Source organism: Ruegeria sp. YTSC004 (assembly GCF_059609805.1).
The window spans coordinates 364100-383700 of record NZ_JBXWMJ010000001.1; the positions used below are offsets into that span (position 1 = coordinate 364100).

Here is a 19601-nt window from a genome sequence, read left to right on the forward strand (position 1 = left end):
TTTTGCGTGGCCGGACTCCACTTAACTGCATATAAGCTTAGTCATACTTCCCTAAAGCGGGCAAAAAGGTTCGCAACAAGTATTCTGTTTGTTCTCCTTTTGGAAACACGGCCTGTTTGAACACGTTATTGATGTGGAACCGGGCACAAATTCACGCCCCAAAGCCCCGGAAGTATCGAATCATCGAAGGTGCGGCGGTGATGATGATCAGCGTCGGCAGCATCAGCGCAGCCAGAACGGCGGACATCTTTACCGGTAACTGATTTGCCAGTTCCTGCGCCCTGGTTTCGCGGGAATCCCGCATTTCAGATGCATAGGTGGTCAGGGCTTCGGACATGCTCGTTCCATAACGAATGGATTGCTGGACGACTGTGGCAAATGACTGGATTTCATCAACCCCTGTACGCCGCGCCATGTCAGACAGCGCGGTTGCGCGGGGACGCCCAGCCTGAATCTCGTGTTGTGTGTTCAGAAACTCAAAGGCCAGATCAGGGGAGGCCAGCGCCAGTTCGTTTCCGACCCGGGTCATAGCTGCATCGAAGCCTAAACCGGCGTGAAGCGAAATCTGCAACAGGTCGAGGGCATTTGGAAACGCGTCGCGGATACGTTGCTGACGCTCCTTACGGCGACGCTTCAGCCAGGCTGCGGGTAGAAAATATCCGACGGCCGTCAGCAAACCGATAAGCTGTATGGCGTTGGCTTTGCTGATGGATTCAAAAATGTCCGTAATCGCGCTGGGAACTGGAATGCCAGGAGTTCTTGAGGCAACAATGAGCAGACCCACAATCATCGGCACGAAAATCCCAAACCAAACCCGCGTCAGCGTATAGATCCGCAGGGCATTCCGGCCGGTCAACCCGGCTTGAATAAGCTGATCCTCAATCTTGCGCCGCTCAGACTCTTTGCTGGGTAGCGCTGCTCTAAAAAGGCCTTTTGGTGTAGCAATGGTTTCCCGCAACAGTCCACGGTCGTTGCGGGCCCCATATCTTTGGGCACGCAGTTTGGCGATGCGGACGGCCGCAGGATGGCGGCGGCTTAACGCCGAGGTTACAGCAACGAACACCAGCAAAACGCCGAGGCCAAAGATGGTCAGCAGAATTGTTTCGGCTGGCAGACCGAAACGAAGCGACATGATTTCCAGCATATGTTCCATGAAACTGCCCTCAGATACGGAAATTGACGAGTTTGTGCAGGATGATGACGTTCGAGACCATCAGAACGACAACCAGCACTGCAAGTTTGATGAATGCGGGATCGTCACTGATATCAGTGTAATATCCCGGTGCGTTGATCGACATTACCCCCATGATCACCAGCGGAATGATCGACAAAAGAAACCCGGACAGACGCCCTTCTGCGGAAATGGCCTTGATCCGCGCACGCAATGCAATGCGCCGTCTGACCACGGTAGCCAGAACGGACACGATCCGCTCCAGATCGCCACCAGTGCCGTGTTGGATTGCCATGCTTGCCGCCAGGTACTGTGCATCTTCCGAACCGACCCGGTCAGCAAAGTCCTGAACCGCGTCGGGCAATTCGTCGCCAAAACTGATCTGGTCGAAAATGATGCCGAACTCGGACCCGATAGGGTCTTGCATCTCGTCCGCAACGGCTTTGATCGAGGTGTTGACCGGGTGGCCAATTTTCAGGCCACGCGCCATCAACTCTAGCGCATCGGGCAACTGGCTGGTCAAAGCTTTTTGGCGTTCAGCCTGCCGCGATTTCACCACCAAAGCCGGCATGACCACACCCAGGACGAGTGCGATCGGGGCCGTCTGCCAAGGCGGCAGAAACATCATACCGGCGGTTGCGATCGCCAAGGTACCAAACAGGCAAAGCAGCACAAAATTCTTCGCTGAAACATGCAGCCCCGCCTGAACTAGCGTATCCGGCAAGTTCCCAAAAAAAGGGATCTTCGCAAAAAACCCTGTCTGGGTCTCGGGAAGCAGCAAGGCGAGCCGATCTTCATCGGTAACGCCTTGCCGGACCATGCGCATTCGGCGGTTGCGGGCCTCGGAGTGGTTTTCACCGCGACGGGCAAAGTGGAACAAACCGGTAATCAGCATGAAAATTCCGACGAAGACGCAAGCGAGCGTCAGATAGTTAAGAAGTTCGGCTGTGTTAATACTGGTCATGCCTCAGCCTCCTGATACTCTGAAGGTCTCGGGTTCGAGATCGACGCCAGCGGCTGTGAGCATGTCATAGCATTTCGGGCGAATCCCAGTGGGAACAAACTTACCAAGCACCTCGCCGCTTTCCGCGCGGCCTTTCTTCTGAAACACGAAGATGTCTTGCATGGTGATAATCTCACCTTCCATCCCGGTTATTTCCGAAATGCTGGTGACGCGGCGCGACCCATCCGCCAACCGCGACAGATGCACAATAAAGTGTAACCCCGACGCGATCTGGGATCGAATGGCTGCGGCGGGAAATTCGATACCCGTCATCGTGACCATCTGCTCCAGACGGCCCAATGAATCGCGCGCCGAGTTTGCATGTACAGTCGTCATCGAGCCATCATGACCCGTATTCATGGCTTGAAGCATGTCGAAGGTCTCCGCTCCGCGAACCTCACCGACAATGATCCTGTCGGGGCGCATACGCAGCGCGTTTCGCACCAGATCACGCTGAATTACCTGGCCGTCGCCGGACGGGGATGGCGGGCGTGTTTCCAGTCGCACAACATGCTCCTGCTGGAGTTGCAGTTCGGCTGCGTCTTCAATGGTGACGACACGCTCGCCATGGTTGATATACGAAGACAGGGCGTTCAACATCGTTGTCTTACCCGACCCCGTCCCGCCTGCAATCAGGACATTCAGGCGCGCAAATACCAGCGATTGCAAGAACCGTGCGGCGGCATCGTTCAGAGCGCCATTTGCAACCAGCTTTTTCATTGTCAGTTTCGACTGGGCGAATTTTCGAATTGAAACACTGGGGCCGTCAATCGAACACGGGCGGATGATTGCGTTTACACGGCTGCCATCTTCCAGCCGGGCATCCACCCAAGGCTGGCGCTCATCCACGCGTCGGCCGATCTTGCTGACGATCTTGTCGATAACACGCAACAGGTGCTTTTCATCCCGGAACCGCACCGGCACGCGTTCCAGCAGGCCAGAGCGTTCGACATAGACCGTCTGATAACCGTTAACCAGAATGTCATTGATAGTTGGATCAGCCAGCAATGGCTCCAACGGGCCAAGCCCCAGAATTTCGTCCAGAAGTTCTTCGACGATGCGGTTGAAGTCTTCGGTATTCAGTGGCTTGCCCGCTTGGGATAAAGCGCTGCCGACAACCCCGGCGACTTCGCGCCGCAGCACGTCTTTTTCAACCTTTTCGATCACTGCAAGGTTCAAGCGTTCCAGCAAAGCCTCGTGCAAAGTGCTTTTGAGCTCAAGCCAATCTGCCAGTTCTGTATCTTCGGCGGCAGTGTCTGGCTGAATGTCCTGGGCCTGCGGTTCGGCACGTTGATTCAGCTGGATAACTTCGGCCTCATTGGTTCGTCCGGCGCGCGTAAACTTTTCAAACATCCCTTAGACTCCAATTAGGCTGCGTTGTTTCTCAGGTCGGCTTTTCCGACCATCGTTTCATTTATGATTTTTCGACCCACCGAGCGGATCGCCTTGGACAGGGCACAACTGCCTGAGGCCTGCGACAGCAACTGACCCCGATCCAGCGCCTGCTTTGCGTGTCGCGCGTCGCTGGGAAGCCAGAACCGCAATTCGCGTTCCAGCACCTTTTGGGCTTCAACATGTTGGCTTGACCGGAATGTCGGTTTCGTTTCTTGGCTGATGACGATCTCAACCGGAGGTTCGAGCCGCTCTTTTGTGAAGAATTCGATCAAACGGCAGGACTGGCGCACTGAAGAAACCGAGCTGTCGCCCACCATGAGCATCCGGTCCGACGCGGTAACAACCGCACCCAGCCAATCGACCAGTACGCGTGGAAGATCAATGACGACAAAGTCGAATTCCAGACGCAGGTTCTCGATCAGCGCGCTGATCTGTTCGCGTGTCAGAACATCCAGAGGAATTAATTCTTCGGGAGCGCTCAGGACTTCCAAGCCGGATGCATGTTGCACCAGAGATTGTTGAAGGAACGTCCGGTCCGGCATGACCCCGTTCTGAGCCATTCTCAGAAGCCCCGAGGAAGGCTGCAAGTCCAAGGACGTTGCCACGGTGCCAAATTGCAAATCCAGATCGACGACAGCGACCTTGTTTTGTGTCTTTTTCCGAAAGATACCGGAATATCCCTGCAACTGGTCGGCCAGATTAATAGACAGCGTTGACGCACCGATGCCACCGCGGGCCGGACATACGCTGATGATCTGTCCCAATCGCTGCGGTTGCGGCGCATAAATGGTGGGCAACAAAGATTTGTCGACCGTCAGACGTTGGATCTGCTCAGCCAGTTCGTCCTGCCCGATGGGATAGGGCAAAATCTCATCGACACCCGAATTGTTCATCGCGCGCACCTCGGTCAATGAGATGTCACGGTCGCTAAGTGCCAGCAGGGTGCCGCGGGGACCGGCGTTACGACGAAGATCGCTGACAGTCTCCAGATCCAATTCACCTGAAAAGCTGAACACCAGCAGGTCATTTTCACTCATCAGATCACAGGCGCGGCCGTTTACCGAAGACAATGTTCCGGAGTGCGTCTCGAGCGAAAGATCGTCGAGCCGGTCGACGGCCTGGGCGACTGAATTCTTAATCGCCTCATTATCAGAGATAAGGGCTAATGATTTTTGAGTCATTTTGCAGCTCCCATGGTTAGAAATTCAACCGTTGACTCCGCTGGCGAGGTCTTCGCCAGGAAGGGTTGCGCTAAAGTCGGAAAATATCTTGAAGCCCGTTGTCGCGGTGGTCAGCGCATCGGTTTGCGGCGTGGAACCGCCCAAAACCAGCGCTGCGATCGAACCCAACGGAGAGACAAACCGGAACGGAAGCTCTTCGATTGTCACTGTGACCATCGGTACATAGGGGCCACCCAGGAAATTCATTTCCGGGTCGAAGTTGTAAGTGAACGTGATGTTGCTTTCGTCAAAAGTTGCGGTGGGATCGTTGGGAACGGCAAACTGAAGCATGTTCCAGATGTCGGTCACGGTGGTCTGGGCAGCTGCATTCGCGGGGGCCGCACCGGTGCATATGGTGGTGGCCGGTTCGACACAGACGCCAGCAGCGAAACTGCAATTGGTTCCGAACCGCGGGCCGGTGATATCGGTATAGGTGCCTCGGCTGTTGGTTGTCGGAACACCGCCACATGCGGGTGGCATCACTGCAGCCATCCGAGCGGCGACCTGTGCTGTTTTTTCAGCAGCCACATAGTGGAAGGCCAATCTGCCGAAATCTATCAAGCCCAGGAAAATCAAAAGGAACAACGGCAGGACAAAGGCAAGCTCAGTGACCGTCGACCCATCTTCCTGACGGCCAAGTCGCGACATTTCGCGGGTTATCTTTTGAATGCGGCGGATCATGGTCCAAACACCCGGCTGCGATCTGTGATCGTGGTTTGGATCTGCGCCGTTGCCGAGCCTCCAACCAATTGGAACACGGGCGTAAATGGCAGATTTGAAATTGTCAGTGACGCGGTCAGTACGGCAACCGGTGTGGGCGAAACGCGGTATTCACCTGCGTTGCCAACGCATTCGAGGGACAGAGAGTCTAGACCAACAGCAATGTCAGTGGTCGAAAGCGACGTCAGTGTATTTGATACAGCGGTTTGAAAATCGCCGATAGCAGCGCTTGGCGAGGCAGTGCACAGGTCCGACGGGGCGATCCGGCCAACATAACGGGCAGTGTCCCGAACCCCCGTGATCGCATTTTGATAGGACCAGAAAATCCGCCCCCCTTCGACGATCAGGGCAAATGTCACCAACAGGATCGGTAAAAGGATCGCGAATTCGACCAACGCCGCGCCGAACTGGTCATTGCGGAACCGGTTGAGGGTCTTTCTGATATGACGGGATGCACCAAACATGATCATTACTCGTACAGCTGAACCAGATCGTGAACGATGCCGCCGACTCCGGCGCCGCTAATGCCGTCCGAAACGGTCTGAATGACTTCACCATAGATGACCGCGTTGGCACCGGTGCTGCCGGATTCAGAGGGGCGGATCAGAAACATCTCGATAAAACTGGTGACCGGAATGGTGCCCGATCCGCCGTTAAGCTCGTCCGCAAAAGTTGCGCAATCGATACCGGCGACGGTGATGACACGGCGCGTAGGATCTGCACGACCGGCTGACGCGGGTTGGCACGAAGGCATGCTGCTTTCAGCTTTACCACCAGCGGTCAGGATAGCTTCCAGAGCGGCCTGGTTGGTGACTTCAGCATTGTAGATGTCGTAGCGGGTGCCACCAGTCGGGAACCATGGCGGAATACCGGTTGGGAGAGGGCCGCTGAAATCTGCGCCATAGTTGATGGTCAGATATTCGGTAAGACCAGCAGTGAATACGCCATTGCCAATACGAGGCGTCGGGCAAGTGCCACTGGCAAAACAATCGTCAAGCGGCAAACCAACGGTCGCGGCCGGATCAAGGGCACCGTTTGAATCATAGCTAGGCGACGGCTGGCTGGTACAGTTGTTTCCATTGCCCGAAGTGATCCAACCGTCTAAGACATGCGGAGAAGAGGCAAAATTGTCGACGTCGTAGCGCGAACCGTTACTGAACTGTTTGGCGCTGGATTCAAACTGGTCGAAGCGTGTGTTAAAGCCCGCGATCATGTTACCCACGCTCAGACCCGGTCTGGTTTCAACGCCTCTTTGGCTGAAGCACATGGAAACAGCGCGCGACGCGGCCAGAGCACAAGAATCTTCCTGACCGTTTGGTGCAGGTTCGCAGGCACCAGACGCGTCGATGGCCAGATTCTGATTAGAAGACAGAAAACCAAAGTTTCCGGGACCCCAATGGCCATTGCCGCCCTGACTTACCATCCTAATCAATTGGCCCTCGGTCAGATCGAGGCTAGGTTGCGGCAGGCAGATGAACATGGGGGTGATGTCGCAGGCCATCAGGGTGAACCCTGCCACAGCCTCGGCATTGACGCTGGAGAAGGGCTGCGCATTGCCCAACAAAGCCGCCGCTGCCGCTGCGAGCGGAGTACCAACCTCGTGCGTATCGACAGTCACCCGAACGAATGCAGCATTCGGTCCGCTGACCGGATCGGTCGAATCCAGCAGTTGCGCGGGTTGAGCTGGATCAGTCGCAGTGGTCGGCGGGTTTTCATAAAACCGCAACTGGTAATCCGTTGCGCCGGACAACAGCTGATCCTTGTTCCGAACGCCAAAGCTTTGACGGTCGCGGATCATGTTTGCAGCCGCATTTGTGGCGCGGGTGATTGAATCCGGGCGACCATCAAGCTCCCCCGCAGCCGCAAGGGCAACATTGTCCGCAAAGCTCTGCAATTCCGACTGTGTGGTGGTCACCCGACCAATGTCGAATGCAAGGGCGGCCATACCGACCATGACCGACAGGGCCACCGCAACAAAGACCAGGATCGCGCCGTCTTCGGAGCTGCGGAATGGACGTATGAATTGAGCGAGGGACACGGTCAAAACCTTCATTGGTCGATTCAGTTGATGATGGATTCTGTCACTTCGGTGCCGCGGCGGACCCGAATAATCGTTTTGCGAACCGGTTCTTTGATGTCCCGCGCGACGGCTGGTTCATCAATCAGAAGATCGTTCAGTCGAGTCATGGCCAGCGTCTTGTCCTCGGTGTCATCAATGGACCGCAAGGTCAGGCTCAGCCGACCGGCACGTTGCGCCAGAGCAAGGCGCTGAACTTGATCCGGGGTAACGGCGACGGTGACCGTGCGAGCAACAACGGGTTGGTCGGTCTGTTCATCAGATTCCTGATCAACACCGATGACCCTGATATTTTGCAAAATGGTGACGGCGTGCATGTCTCTTTTTTCGCCAGTGGTCATCACCACATCGACCCGATCACCCGGGGTAACAAAACCCCCAACGGCGGTTTCAGCGTCAACCTCAATGGCCATGGCGCGATGATCTGCGCCCAGCGTCTGAACGATGGTGACCTTTTCACCAAAGTCGGAAACCTTGCTGTTCAGGATCAGTTCACCCTGAGTAATTGCGCGACGAGCGCGACGGGACGGCATGCTAGCCGCCGCAATCAGGTCGTCATAATCTGTAAAGACTCCCACGGGTACAGCACCGCGGGGCCAGTCAATGGTCGTCAGCGCGCCTGGCTCGATTTCTTCGCCAAACGAAATATCGCGCGACGCAACGACCACGCTCACCATCTCGCTCTCGGCCTCGACATTTGCGGACTGAGTATCGAATTGAATGTAATCCCGAGCGACGTAAACCGACCCTCCGGCTACGACCAGGCCCGTCAATGCTGTGAAAATGGCAGAGAGTCTCATCTGGTGCTCCTTCAGCTTTTTTTGGCGTTTATCGAATGAACCGATCTGAGTGGTTGCACTTTGCCAGCGGATCAAGAAAATATTCCGGGACGATAAGCACGCGGGGCTGAGCGCACCGCGTGCTTTGTCTTCCGTCAGGTCATTACATCAGGGTTTCAGCGTCTGTGAACTGACCGTTAACGTCGTTGCCCAACGCTGTCAGGGTAGCAACTGCAATCGCCGTGACGATTGTCAGGGCAACGCCATATTCCACGATGGTCGCGCCGTTTTCGTCACGTGCCATGGTCTTCATCATTACATAAAGCTTCAACATCTTACTCTCCTAGTTAACTCACTAGCTACTCATGGATGCCGCCCAAATTCGCGGCGTTCTAACCCCCTCCATACCGACGGAGCCTTCCACAAGCTTACGTCCCGCCATCAGGGCACCGCATCCTCCAAACCACGGAGAAATACACGCCAGGATTGTAAAATTTGGCAGCTTGGTCGATTCTTTGTCGCAAATTTGACTGATTCCTTACCGGAATCCGAATGGCCAGGTTCCTGATTCTTTCCCAACTGACAGGCCGCCAATTCCGGTGCCAAGCTGCTTTGCTGCACAAATGGACTGAAGGATTCACTTCATGAATCCAGAATGATAGCTGAGAGGTACGACCAGTTGGGCCCGGACGAAGCACAAAGCCGGGAAAAGCCTTCGTACAATACCGCATTGAAAGAACGAGGATCGCTCTCGATCTGGTTTGATCCTGAGATGTATTGGAAATCGCCAACTTCAGGCAAGCGCGGCCGTCACCAGAGTTTCAGCGACTCCGCAATCCAAGCGTGTCTGACCCTGAAGGTTTTGTCGAGATGACGATGAGGCAAACCACGGGCTTCGTAGGCGGTCTCCTGCGGCTGGGTGGCTTGGACAGTGCCGTGCCTGATTTCAGTACCCTGTGCCGCTGTAAAAAGAACGCTGAACGTGAGCCTTCCGTATCGTGGTGGGAAGCGGCCCGCTGCATCTGCTGATCGACATTACCGGCATCAAATCCGAGGACGAAGGAGAATAGAATGCCCGCAAGCATGGTAGCCCCAAGCGGTCCATTTGGCGTAGAATACGCATAGGCATCGACGAGGAAACGCTGGAAGTGTGCGTCGTTGAAGTTACCACAGGCAACGTCGGAGACCCGCCAATGCTGCCGAGTTGCTTGATCATATCCCTCCAGGTCACAACATTGGGGCAGTGACCGCAGACGAGGCATGCGACACGCGCAAATGCCACGACGCGCTTGCCGCCCGCAATGGCCACGCCATCATCCCGCCACGCAAGAACGCCAAGGCATGGAATCCCGCAATTGCCGGTGCCATTGCCCGAAATGAGACGATCAATGCATCTCGATACCTTGGCCGCGCTATCTGGCAACGGTGGAGCGAGTATCACCGCCTAAGCCGCGTTGAGAGAGAGGTGCACTGTAAGAAACTGATGGGCCAATCGCTGATGGCGCGAGACATTGATCGGCAGGTAGCGGAAATCCAATTCCGCGTCGCCGTCCTCAACCGTTACACCGCCCTTTGCATACCTGCCACAGAGCTCGTGGGATAAGTCCGCAGGATAAAGGGGGTCTGTCGACCTCAACCGATTTGTGCTACAAAGCCGTCTGCAATTGGTGTGCCCTTCCGACGGCTATTAAGTTGTGATACAAGCTTGTTTTTTCCATTGAAAGCTAGCGGAAGCATGCATTCGCGTACGTGGAGTAAGCGGTCGGAAAGTCCGCGGCGCGAACGTTCAGCGATAGTTTAATGTCTGTTCTGCTCCCCTTTTCGGAGCTCTATGAACGGTGCAGAAAAAGTCTGTTTACAGCCCTAAGTGCACAATTCGTCGTACCCCCCCTTAAAAGTTTCACGCGAACAAATCTGACTACCCCCACCGGTCCCTAGCTTTTAGCCCTAAGACTTTTGATGCCCCCCAAGGAGACCTTCATCGAGTTGGCGACGGTGCAGTACCAATGCTCTGTCCTTTGCTGAGAACGACTTCGCCAAAGCACCGAACATACCGATCTGCTTCTTCAGATTTTGGAAAACGTGCCGGCAAAGCAATAGAACCATCCTTTCTCAGCAATTGCGCCAACGCCTCAAAATTGAAGGCGGTCTTGGCAGCTACGAACGCTTCCCATTCACGAAGAGCAGATGCGTCACTTTCGTCGAACCAATGATATGCACCACGACCTGTCGCACTGAGCTTGATTTCTATGTTCTTTCCTATGTTCTTATTGTGCGCGACAATGTTGTCGCCTTTCCAGTACAGGTCTGTCGCCCTTTGGCGTATATCAATGTCAGGTTCAGTGTCGCGTTCGGCATCACGTGGCACGCTGATCTGAAATGTGCGACGAACACCGCGCCGACGAACACGCGTGATCCAACCGCACCCTTCGAGTTCCCGAAGATAACGCTGAATGCTGCGCTCATGAACGCCAAACGCGCTGGCGAGCGTTGTATTTCTGGCCCAGAAGCAACCATTCGCTTTTGACACAAACTGATCGCAGACGAACATTGCAAAGTGCTTGGTTCGTGGTGCCAGATAAGCTGAACTTTGAATTCGCCTCTTCCAATGGTAACGAAGTTTCGTAAATGGAGCCGTTCGAGCCATTAGCCCTCTCCCCCGACACCTTCGCTTCGCGAAGTCATCCACGCGTCGAGTTCAGAGCGCTTGTACCGGATGGATCGTAAACCGATCCGAATAAACCTCGGTCCCGCAACGCTACCGATACCCATGCGCAGTTTTGCGAGATAGCTTTGGCTTATTCCGGTGTATCGAGCAGCTTCTTGTGTTGTCAGATAGTGCGCCTGCATCGCCTTGCTCCTTTAAGTATGTCTAGGAACAAAAAAGGCGTAGGTGGCGCTTTCGTCATGGGTCGTCAGAAAGAAAGAACCCTTCTAACGACCCACATGTTTTTTCCAGCCTCTAAATGCCGACGTTGGAAGCTCTTCAATACCAAACACCTCGAACATATCGCACAGGAATCGATAGAACGGACCCGCTTCATTCATCGCTTTAGGAACTCGGATTGTGTCTGGGTGACGCTCACAAAGCCCGACACAAGCCGAGACTAAGCGCCAAGCTTCAATTGCCTTCTTCCCGGCCGGCTCGCCCTGAGCAGCAGCAGTTTCAGCATCTTTAATCAATTCAATATAGTAGCGAAGTCTTTTGAAGAACTCTACTTTGGCCATCATTGCCTTCCAATGTGGTGTTTCTTCAATTGCATCGTTAAACCAGACGTTACGAATATCAGCCACTTTGTTTTGATTGCGCAAACCACTCCTGTTAAATGCGCCGATGCGAAACGCATCACTGACGGGCGCAGGAAGCCGATCTAAGATTTCTCCTGCTTCGTTTAAGCGTGTTTTGAGCCTAGCGAGGTCTTCCAGCACCTCTTTAGATGACCAGAACACGTCTAGTTCATGAGCTTGGTCGAAATTTAGGTAATGGGCCACCCAGCTATAGCTTTCGTCATCAACGCGTTCGTACTTGTCAAAGTGCTTTCTCAGGAGGCGAATTAACTCCATATTGAATTCGCTGGGCCCACTATCAAACTCCTCTGGATCTGGCATATCCAATTCAGGTAAGTCGGAATCGACAGGCCAAATCCAATCCCGCTTAGACATTACAATCCACCGCGTTCCACCTTGTTCTGCGGGCCAATTCCCGACACACAGTATCCATCGCTGGTGTGAGGGCTTTCAGCGACGGCTTCACGTAGCGCTGACCGGTGATTGATAGCGGCGTGTGATTGAGAAGGCGTCCTACAATCTCTTCCAATATTCCAGCCTCCATGGCGACCGTCGCGAATGTCCGACGATGGGATTGAATGGACCATTGCATACGCTGGGGCCCCTTCAAATGGCCACTCGGTGACTTCGGAGAGGGGAAGACCCATTGGCGATGAAGGCCCCGTAAAGGAGCAAGTATCTCGTGATGCACTTGCGATATGGGGAGATCAAAACTGCGCCCGTTCTTGGTCATCGGCAAATGTATGTGATCTTCCTGCACGTTCTTCCATTCGAGCGTCAGTGCCTCAGTTTTGCGAAAGCCTGTGAACAAGAGTAATTTGTAGAATACCCTATGGATCGGGTTGTAGAGCTCATCAACGGCCTCGCGCCATGCGTTCAAATCCTCAATTGTCGAGCCATTTGGTTGTTCCGCATACCACTCTATGGCCATCGTTGGGCTTTCCGGCAGATCATGTACCCGCCGCGCATGGTTCCAGACTGTCCGAAAGTACTTCAAAGTGTGATTTGCGGAGGACGGTGTCGCGGCCATTGACCCATGGCGCTGAACCACCATGGATTTTGTGATCTCATCCAGCGGCAGGCGTAGCCAATCTTTCAAATGAAGCTCGAACTGCTGTCGCAACCCGGACCGGTGGGCCTCAGACCGAAGCTTTGGACGTGCCAGATAAGTCTCCATAGCTGTCTCAAGAGTGGGAGCTCCAATCTGCAGCTGCCTGCCTGCTCCCCTGCCCCAGTCCAACGCAAAACCCAATGCAGTTTGTCGTGCGACGTCCGCAGAGATCAGTGGGCACCGCCCGATCAAAACCCGCCGGGTTTGCCCTCCAACATCTTTCTGGAAGTACCAGGTTTTGGACTGCTTGCCGACGAACAGAACGAGCCCTTTGACCTCGTTATCCCAGTGCTTGGCAGTGCCCTTTTTTGTCTGTGGAACCTTGCGGGCGAAGGTCTCTGTGAGTTTTGGCATTTTGTCAGTTTTTTGTCGGAAATGAATTAAAACTCAGGGAAACTCAAGGAAGGAGCAGAAATCAAATAAATACATATTATGAATAGTTTGGCAGCTGCAGGAATGCCTGGGAAACATATAACATCTGCTTGGAAGGCTGAGGTAATAGCCAGTATACGACGCCCGCTCAGCGCTAGTCGATTTAAGCGATGCGTCAGATGTCGTCAAGCGCAGTTCGAAGCCCGATTTCAAATTCGTCGACAAAAATTGACAGGCGATAGTCTGCATCCAGAAGACAGTCGTTCTGGCAGTTAAAGACAAACTCAAGACTGCGGGGGCAGCCATTCGCAACGGCTGAAATCGGCAGATATCCGGATCACCGAACCGTATTCAAAGACCGTTGGCGGGGCCAATCCGATCAGCTGAGCCGGATAAGAAGTGGCCGCCGCCAATGCGTCCTGCAACGGCACGCCGACTTGCTTGACCAGCACGCCTACGGCGGTGGTCAGGTCCAGGTCTGCGCCAGCCAGCGTTCCGTCCGCCAGTGTCAACCTGCCGTCGGTTCGCGTGATTTTGCGGCCTTCAAGGGTGAATTCCGTTTGATCAGTACCCGCCACAGCCATCGCATCGCTGACCAGAAAGATTTGACCTGGCGCAGTTTTCGCAGCCCAGGCTGCGCGCATCGCGGCGGGGTGCACATGGACACCGTCGGCAATTAGCCCTGCAGACAGCGTTCCGCTGGCCAGCGCTGCGCCGACGAGGCCGGGTTCACGATTGCCCAACTGGCTCATCGCATTGAACAGATGGGTTACGCAACGCGCACCGGCGGCGGTATAGCTCTGGCAGGTCGCAAAATTTGCATCGCTGTGCCCAAGCGAGACAAGGATGCCAGCGTCGCTCATGGCGCGGACCTGCTGCTCGGAAACACCCTCCGGCGCGACAGTTACCTTGAGGCAAGGAAGTGCATTAGCCGCTTCTATCAGCGTGTCCAGATCCGATCGTTCCATCGGCCGTATCAAATTACCGTCGTGCGCCCCTTTCCGCGCGACCGACAAATGCGGTCCTTCCAAATGCAATCCGGTAACGCCCGGCACCTGTGCACGTACCGCGTCGATCGTCGCATCTATTGCTGCACGGGTTTTGGCGGGTTCGTCGGTGATCAGCGTAGGCAGTAGCGAAACCACACCCAATCGGCGATGGGCACCGGCAATTCTGCGGATCGTTTCGACCGACGGATCATCGTTGAACATAACACCATCACCGCCATTGACCTGCAGATCCACGTAACCGGGGCTGAGTATGTCGCCGTTCAGATCGACAACGTCCTTTTCCTGGGCGACCTCGGCGTCGGGCAAAACTTCCCCCGAACGCCCCTCGCGAAAAACAAGCGCGTGGTCGTGTAACAACCGGCTGCCGTCAAAGATTGGCCCGTTTCGAAAGATCACCTTGCGCTCTGTCATACCGTCTCGGTCACTTTCTTAAGGTGCCGCGGTGCGTCCGGGTCGATTCCCCGCGCACTGGCGACGGCCTCTACCATGCTGTAAAAAGACGTAATCGCCGTTATCGGGTCCGTGATCCAATGATCCGTTCGAACCACAGATAGCGCCTGCGCGCGTGATACTTTGTTGGTCGTTGCAAAGACCGCAGCCCCTTTTTCCGCCAAGGCATCAGCCGCATCGGCAGTCGCCTGTTCGGCTGCATCATTGGCCGCGAAGCAAATCACAGGAAATCCTTCTTCGACAATCGAAACCGGACCATGCAGCACTTCGGCCGCTGAATAGCTTTCGGCGTGAATTTGGCAGGTCTCTTTGATCTTCAATGCAGCTTCGTCAGAGATCGCACAAGAAGGACCGCGGCCAAGTGTAAACAACGAGCGCCCGGTGATTGTTTCGGCTGCAGCCGACCAATCACAATGTGCCGCCCGCGCCAGATATTCGGGCAAGGATTGGATCGCCCCGATCAATTCAGCATCCTCTTTGACCTCGGCCAGCAGCCATAGACCGGACACCAACGAAGTCACAAATGTCTTGGTTGCTGCGACGCTCAGTTCCGGTCCCGCGTGCAGTGGCAGAACCGCATCCGCCACTTCGGCCAGGCGCGATTCCGAGTTGTTGGTCACCGCAATTGTCAGTGCGCCAGAGTTTCGCAAAGACCCTGTGAGGCCAACGATATCCGGGCTTTGGCCGGATTGTGAGATGGACAGGCAGACAGATCCTTTTGCGCTAAGGTCCACCCCGTAAATTGAACTGACGGAGGGCCCTACTGAGGCAACCGGCAACCCCAAAAGCAGTTCGCTGGCGTATTTCAAATAGCTGCAGGCATGGTCGGATGATCCTCGCGCGACCGAGATCAAAAACCGCGGATCCGTATCCCTTACACTTTGCGCAGCTGCTCGGATATTGTCTGCCCCCGTGCTGAGCAATCTGTCGACGGCATCAGGGATTTCCAGGATTTCCTGACGCATTTTCGAGTTCTTTTCGGACATTTGATCCCGGTCCTTCCGGCTATAGGCGCAATTCAGCGACAAAGTCATAAGCGTCGCCGCGATAGAGCGACCGCGTCATCTCTGCGACCCGCCCGTTTTTCAAAAATGAGATACGCTCGATGTTCAGCCCCGCCGCACCTTCGGGCACCTCCAGCAGGTCTGCCTCTCGCGCAGCAAGATTGAGAGCTGATATCTTTTGCACCGCGCGCACCGGGCGGCGCCCCAGACCTTCAAGAACTTCGTACAGAGACGTGGTGACTTCGATTGGGTTCGGCAGGATATCCAACGGCAGCGCAGCACGTTCCAGCGCCAACGGACGCCCGTCCGCCTCGCGCAAGCGGTAAATACGAGATATCTGCTCACCCTCTGACAGATTCAGCGCAGTGACCTCTTCCGGGGTTGGCGCAAATACTCCGCGCTCCAACCACTTTGAGGTCGTCTCCATTCCTCGGCTCGACATATCTTCGGTGAACGAGGTCAGGTGTTTCAGCGATTGTTCAACCCTTTGAACACGTTCCCGAATGAAGGACCCAGACCCTTGGCGCTGCTCGATCACACCTTCCTGCACCAGCTCCTGAATCGCCTTGCGCACGGTCACGCGGGATAGTTCTGTGATTTCAACCAGTTCCCGCTCCGATGGCAGCGATGAGTTCGGCGCAAGGACGCCCGTATCGATCCCCTCTTGCAACCTGCGCCGCAATTGCACGTAGCGGGGGCCATTTTCAGGGGTCAGCCAAAGATCAGAGCGCAGGAATTCAGCAATACTCATGCGAGACCTCCTTCGCCAAAGCCAACGCCCCGGTCAACGGCTCGCCCGATGGAGGGCGTATCTCTGACTGCAAGGCAGCAGGCAGATAGTCCGCATAATGCGGAGAGATGCCGCCGGTCAGGCAGATCGCGACTTCTGGCTGCCATCCGAGACGTGCCGCCAAATCGGCAATGTAAGTAGCACCGGCCTGCATAATTTTTTTGGCGACCTCGTCTCCGGACACTGCTGCAGTGGTAACCATCGGGGCCAACGCGCCGAACTCTGTCGGCGTCGCCCGTCCGGCAAACTCGACTATTCCGGCGGCACCGCGAAGTTCGTTCAGCAACTGCTGTGTCAGATCGCTAGAGGCCTGAACGCCATCCACGGAATTCAATGCTTCTGCCAATGCAAAACGACCAACCCATTGCGCGGACGCTTCATCCCCCAATATCGGCCCCCAGCCCCCTGCAAACCGCATCACCCGATCCTTCTGCGAAGCAACAAACGACCCCGTACCACAATGCGCGATCAGTCCATCCTGAGACCCAAGCGCACCGCGAAGCGCGGCGGGTCGGTCATCTGAAACGCGCGCCCGCGTTAGGCCCAGCGCGCTCTGCACGCGACTGGCAATATGGTCATCTGTGACGCCAGCCAATCCGACAAAGGCGGGCAACTGGGTCAGGTCCTGAACATCTACAGCAAGCGTTTGCGCAATCTGCGTAATCCCCGATTTCATCTGCTGGACGGACGCATCGAAATCTGTCGAGACATTGGCAGCCCCGGTCTCAACAGAATGGACAATACCAGCGACTTCACATGCAACCCTGCATCGGGTTCCGCCACCATCTATGGCCAGTACAGCGTTGCTCAGAGACTCAGTCATGACAATACCATTATAATACCTATTTGAATTTAGGAAGGCCAAAATAGGCCGATCTCTGCAGCTTTTCTTTGTTTTAATACAGAATACGTTGATTTCCGCTGAAAAAATAAATTTATGGACAAGTGGTATTGAATAGGTATTGTATTGGGAACCGCAAAGGGGGATTCTTTTGACGCTGCCGCCGACCGAACAACTGCATCCAGACGCCATCAAGCTGGACCCACAAGACCCTGTCGCTTCTGCTCGGGCGCTGGTTGAGGGTCAGATTGAAGCCGCGACCTCGGCACGGGGCGCATTGGACGCGATCGCGCGGGGCGGCAACGCCATGGCGCAGACCATCCGCGCGGGCGGCGTTTTACACTATGTGGCGGCTGGCTCATCTGGGTTGATGGCTGCTGCCGACGCGCAAGAGCTGGGCGGCACCTTTTCAATCCCCGCGAACCAGCTCCGTATACATATGGCAGGCGGCCTGCCGACCGGTGTCGAAATGCCCGGAGGCGCAGAAGACGAAGCCGACGGATTAGCAGACGCGCTTTCGACATTGCAACCGACGGATACAATCATCGCAGTGTCCGCAAGCGGATCGACGCCATACACCCTGACCGCCAGCAATATCGCACAGTCATTTGGCGCAACCGTTATCGGAATTGCCAATAACGCAGACAGCCCTTTGCTGGAAAGCGCAGATATCCCAATTCTTTTGGCGACGCCGCCGGAATTGATCTCGGGTTCGACGCGTATGGGTGCCGGAACAGCTCAAAAAATCGCTCTGAACATGCTGTCGTCACTTATGGCACTGCAACTTGGCCATGTTCACGGCGGCATGATGGTCAACCTGCGCGCCGACAACGACAAGTTGCGCGCGCGGGCGACGGGGATCGTCGCGCGGATCGCCAATGTTGATACGGAAAAAGCAAAACTCGCGCTGGACGCCGCGAACGGAGACGTGAAGCCGGCGGTGCTAATCGCTGCACGTGGCATATCACCCAAGGATGCCTCTGCTGTTCTTAACGCAAGCAACGGGGTTCTGAAATCCGCACTGGAACAAGATAAATAACTGCTAACCAACTGGGAGAACACGAATGAAACGCAATAGCCTGAAACTGGCCTTACTGGGCACGACCCTGATGGCTTCAAGCGCCTATGCCGAGGACGTCACGCTGATCATCGAAAGCTGGCGCAATGACGACCTGACCTTGTGGCAGAAGCAGATCATCCCGGCCTTCGAAGCCAAACACCCTGGGATCAAACTGCAGTTCACCCCGTCAGCTCCGGCGGAATACAACGCTGTGCTGAACTCGAAACTGGATGCAGGTTCGGCCGGTGATCTTATCACGTGCCGTCCGTTTGATGCGTCGCTGGCACTTTATGAGGCCGGGCACCTGACCGATCTGTCCTCGGTCGACGCTATGAGCAACTTCTCGGACGTGGCAAAATCGGCATGGCAGACGGATGACGGCTCGGCCAGTTTCTGCGTTCCGATGGCGTCGGTGATCCACGGCTTCATCTACAACAAAGATGCATTTGCCGAGCTTGGCATTGAAGTGCCGACCACCGAAGACCAGTTCTTTGCTGCCCTCGACAAGATCAAGGAAGACGGCACTTACATCCCAATGGCGATGGGCACCAACGATCAGTGGGAAGCCGCCACAATGGGCTACAACAACATCGGCCCGAACTATTGGAAAGGTGAAGAAGGTCGCCAGGCTCTGATCGCTGGCGAACAGAAACTGACGGACGAAGCCTGGACCGCCCCCTACGCAACGTTGGCACGTTGGGGACAGTATCTTGGTGACGGGTACGAGGCGCAGACCTATCCCGACAGCCAGAACATCTTCACTCTGGGGCGGGCCGCTATCTACCCTGCCGGATCGTGGGAAATCGCTGGCTTCAACACACAAGCCGACTTTGAAATGGGCGCATTCAAGCCGCCAGTCCAAAGCGCAGGCGACACCTGCTATATCTCTGACCACACAGATATCGGCATCGGCATGAACGCCGCCACCGAACATCCCGAAGCGGCCGAAACATTTCTAGCGTGGGTCGCAAGCCCCGAGTTTGCCGAAATCTTTGGCAACGCCGTTCCGGGCTTCTTCCCGCTGTCCAACACACCAGTCGAACTGCAGGACCCGCTGGCCAAGGAGTTCGTCGGTTGGCGTGATGAGTGTGAATCGACCATCCGTTCGACATACCAGATCCTGTCGCGCGGCACGCCGAACTTAGAGAACGAGACCTGGGGCGCGTCGGTTGCTGCAATCAAAGGCGCAAACAGCCCTGAGGAATTGGGCGCAGACCTGCAAAAAGGCCTGTCCTCCTGGTACGCTCCGCACCAGTAAGCGCTGATCTGACACATACCCGGGCGGCGGTGATCGCCCGGGTATCCCCGAC

At 55.5% G+C, this 19601-nt stretch carries 19 protein-coding genes and 1 pseudogene; 3 read left to right on the forward strand and 17 right to left on the reverse strand.

Annotated features, from left to right (window positions below; translation table 11 throughout):
• Positions 1-151 precede the first annotated feature (151 nt).
• The 9 genes from AC2FFP_RS01805 to AC2FFP_RS01845 form a co-directional block, all read right to left on the reverse strand.
• Positions 152-1153, reverse strand: coding sequence for a type II secretion system F family protein (locus tag AC2FFP_RS01805; RefSeq protein ID WP_496738142.1), 1002 nt, complete (start codon positions 1151-1153; stop codon positions 152-154).
• A 10-nt stretch (positions 1154-1163) separates the two neighbouring features.
• Positions 1164-2135, reverse strand: coding sequence for a type II secretion system F family protein (locus AC2FFP_RS01810; RefSeq protein WP_496724157.1), 972 nt, complete (start codon positions 2133-2135; stop codon positions 1164-1166).
• 3 nt (positions 2136-2138) lie between these two features.
• On the reverse strand, positions 2139-3527 hold the full coding sequence (locus AC2FFP_RS01815; RefSeq protein ID WP_496738143.1) for a TadA family conjugal transfer-associated ATPase: 1389 nt from the start codon (positions 3525-3527) through the stop codon (positions 2139-2141).
• 14 nt (positions 3528-3541) lie between these two features.
• Complete coding sequence (locus tag AC2FFP_RS01820) at positions 3542-4750, reverse strand: CpaE/TadZ family protein (RefSeq protein ID WP_496724153.1); 1209 nt, start codon at positions 4748-4750, stop codon at positions 3542-3544.
• Between the two features lie 24 nt (positions 4751-4774).
• Positions 4775-5470: a TadE/TadG family type IV pilus assembly protein gene (locus tag AC2FFP_RS01825; RefSeq protein WP_496724152.1), complete on the reverse strand. Its 696-nt coding sequence runs from the start codon at positions 5468-5470 to the stop codon at positions 4775-4777.
• Complete coding sequence (locus AC2FFP_RS01830; RefSeq protein ID WP_496724150.1) at positions 5467-5973, reverse strand: TadE/TadG family type IV pilus assembly protein; 507 nt, start codon at positions 5971-5973, stop codon at positions 5467-5469. The genes AC2FFP_RS01825 and AC2FFP_RS01830 overlap by 4 nt, the downstream gene beginning before the upstream one ends.
• Positions 5974-5978: 5 nt before the next feature.
• A complete protein-coding gene (locus tag AC2FFP_RS01835; RefSeq protein ID WP_496880654.1) occupies positions 5979-7562 on the reverse strand; it encodes a pilus assembly protein TadG-related protein in 1584 nt (527 codons plus the stop codon).
• An 8-nt stretch (positions 7563-7570) separates the two neighbouring features.
• Positions 7571-8386, reverse strand: coding sequence for a Flp pilus assembly protein CpaB (gene cpaB / locus AC2FFP_RS01840; RefSeq protein ID WP_496724146.1), 816 nt, complete (start codon positions 8384-8386; stop codon positions 7571-7573).
• A gap of 142 nt (positions 8387-8528) precedes the next feature.
• Positions 8529-8699 carry a Flp family type IVb pilin gene (locus AC2FFP_RS01845; protein ID WP_170558866.1) on the reverse strand — a complete coding sequence of 57 codons (171 nt, stop codon included), beginning with the start codon at positions 8697-8699 and terminating at the stop codon, positions 8529-8531.
• 328 nt (positions 8700-9027) lie between these two features.
• Between AC2FFP_RS01845 and AC2FFP_RS01850 the strand changes: the two are divergent.
• Positions 9028-9968, forward strand: a pseudogene (locus AC2FFP_RS01850) (IS5 family transposase).
• A 375-nt stretch (positions 9969-10343) separates the two neighbouring features.
• Here AC2FFP_RS01850 and AC2FFP_RS01855 read toward each other — a convergent pair.
• The 8 genes from AC2FFP_RS01855 to AC2FFP_RS01890 form a co-directional block, all read right to left on the reverse strand.
• A complete protein-coding gene (locus tag AC2FFP_RS01855; protein WP_496768981.1) occupies positions 10344-11012 on the reverse strand; it encodes a helix-turn-helix domain-containing protein in 669 nt (222 codons plus the stop codon).
• Entirely contained in the window at positions 11012-11215 is a 204-nt protein-coding gene (locus AC2FFP_RS01860) for a helix-turn-helix transcriptional regulator (RefSeq protein WP_496768983.1), read from the reverse strand. Before AC2FFP_RS01860 ends, AC2FFP_RS01855 begins: the two co-directional genes overlap by 1 nt.
• 84 nt (positions 11216-11299) lie before the next feature.
• Positions 11300-12028 carry a hypothetical protein gene (locus AC2FFP_RS01865; RefSeq protein WP_496768986.1) on the reverse strand — a complete coding sequence of 243 codons (729 nt, stop codon included), beginning with the start codon at positions 12026-12028 and terminating at the stop codon, positions 11300-11302.
• On the reverse strand, positions 12021-13118 hold the full coding sequence (locus tag AC2FFP_RS01870; RefSeq protein WP_496768989.1) for a tyrosine-type recombinase/integrase: 1098 nt from the start codon (positions 13116-13118) through the stop codon (positions 12021-12023). The genes AC2FFP_RS01865 and AC2FFP_RS01870 overlap by 8 nt, the downstream gene beginning before the upstream one ends.
• Before the next feature lie 302 nt (positions 13119-13420).
• Positions 13421-14557: an N-acetylglucosamine-6-phosphate deacetylase gene (gene nagA / locus AC2FFP_RS01875; protein ID WP_496880655.1), complete on the reverse strand. Its 1137-nt coding sequence runs from the start codon at positions 14555-14557 to the stop codon at positions 13421-13423.
• Positions 14554-15582, reverse strand: coding sequence for an SIS domain-containing protein (locus tag AC2FFP_RS01880; protein ID WP_496843607.1), 1029 nt, complete (start codon positions 15580-15582; stop codon positions 14554-14556). Before AC2FFP_RS01880 ends, nagA begins: the two co-directional genes overlap by 4 nt.
• A 19-nt stretch (positions 15583-15601) precedes the next feature.
• Positions 15602-16351, reverse strand: a complete 750-nt coding sequence (locus AC2FFP_RS01885; protein ID WP_496724132.1) for a GntR family transcriptional regulator — start codon at positions 16349-16351, stop codon at positions 15602-15604.
• Entirely contained in the window at positions 16338-17213 is an 876-nt protein-coding gene (locus AC2FFP_RS01890) for a glucosamine kinase nucleotide-binding domain-containing protein (RefSeq protein ID WP_496724130.1), read from the reverse strand. The genes AC2FFP_RS01885 and AC2FFP_RS01890 overlap by 14 nt, the downstream gene beginning before the upstream one ends.
• Positions 17214-17382: 169 nt before the next feature.
• Here AC2FFP_RS01890 and AC2FFP_RS01895 point away from each other — a divergent pair, with 169 nt between their 5' ends.
• Positions 17383-18270 (forward strand): N-acetylmuramic acid 6-phosphate etherase, encoded by an 888-nt coding sequence (locus tag AC2FFP_RS01895; RefSeq protein WP_496733988.1) that lies wholly within the window; start codon positions 17383-17385, stop codon positions 18268-18270.
• Between the two features lie 25 nt (positions 18271-18295).
• Complete coding sequence (locus tag AC2FFP_RS01900; protein ID WP_496843609.1) at positions 18296-19549, forward strand: ABC transporter substrate-binding protein; 1254 nt, start codon at positions 18296-18298, stop codon at positions 19547-19549.
• The last annotated feature ends 52 nt before the right edge of the window (positions 19550-19601 follow it).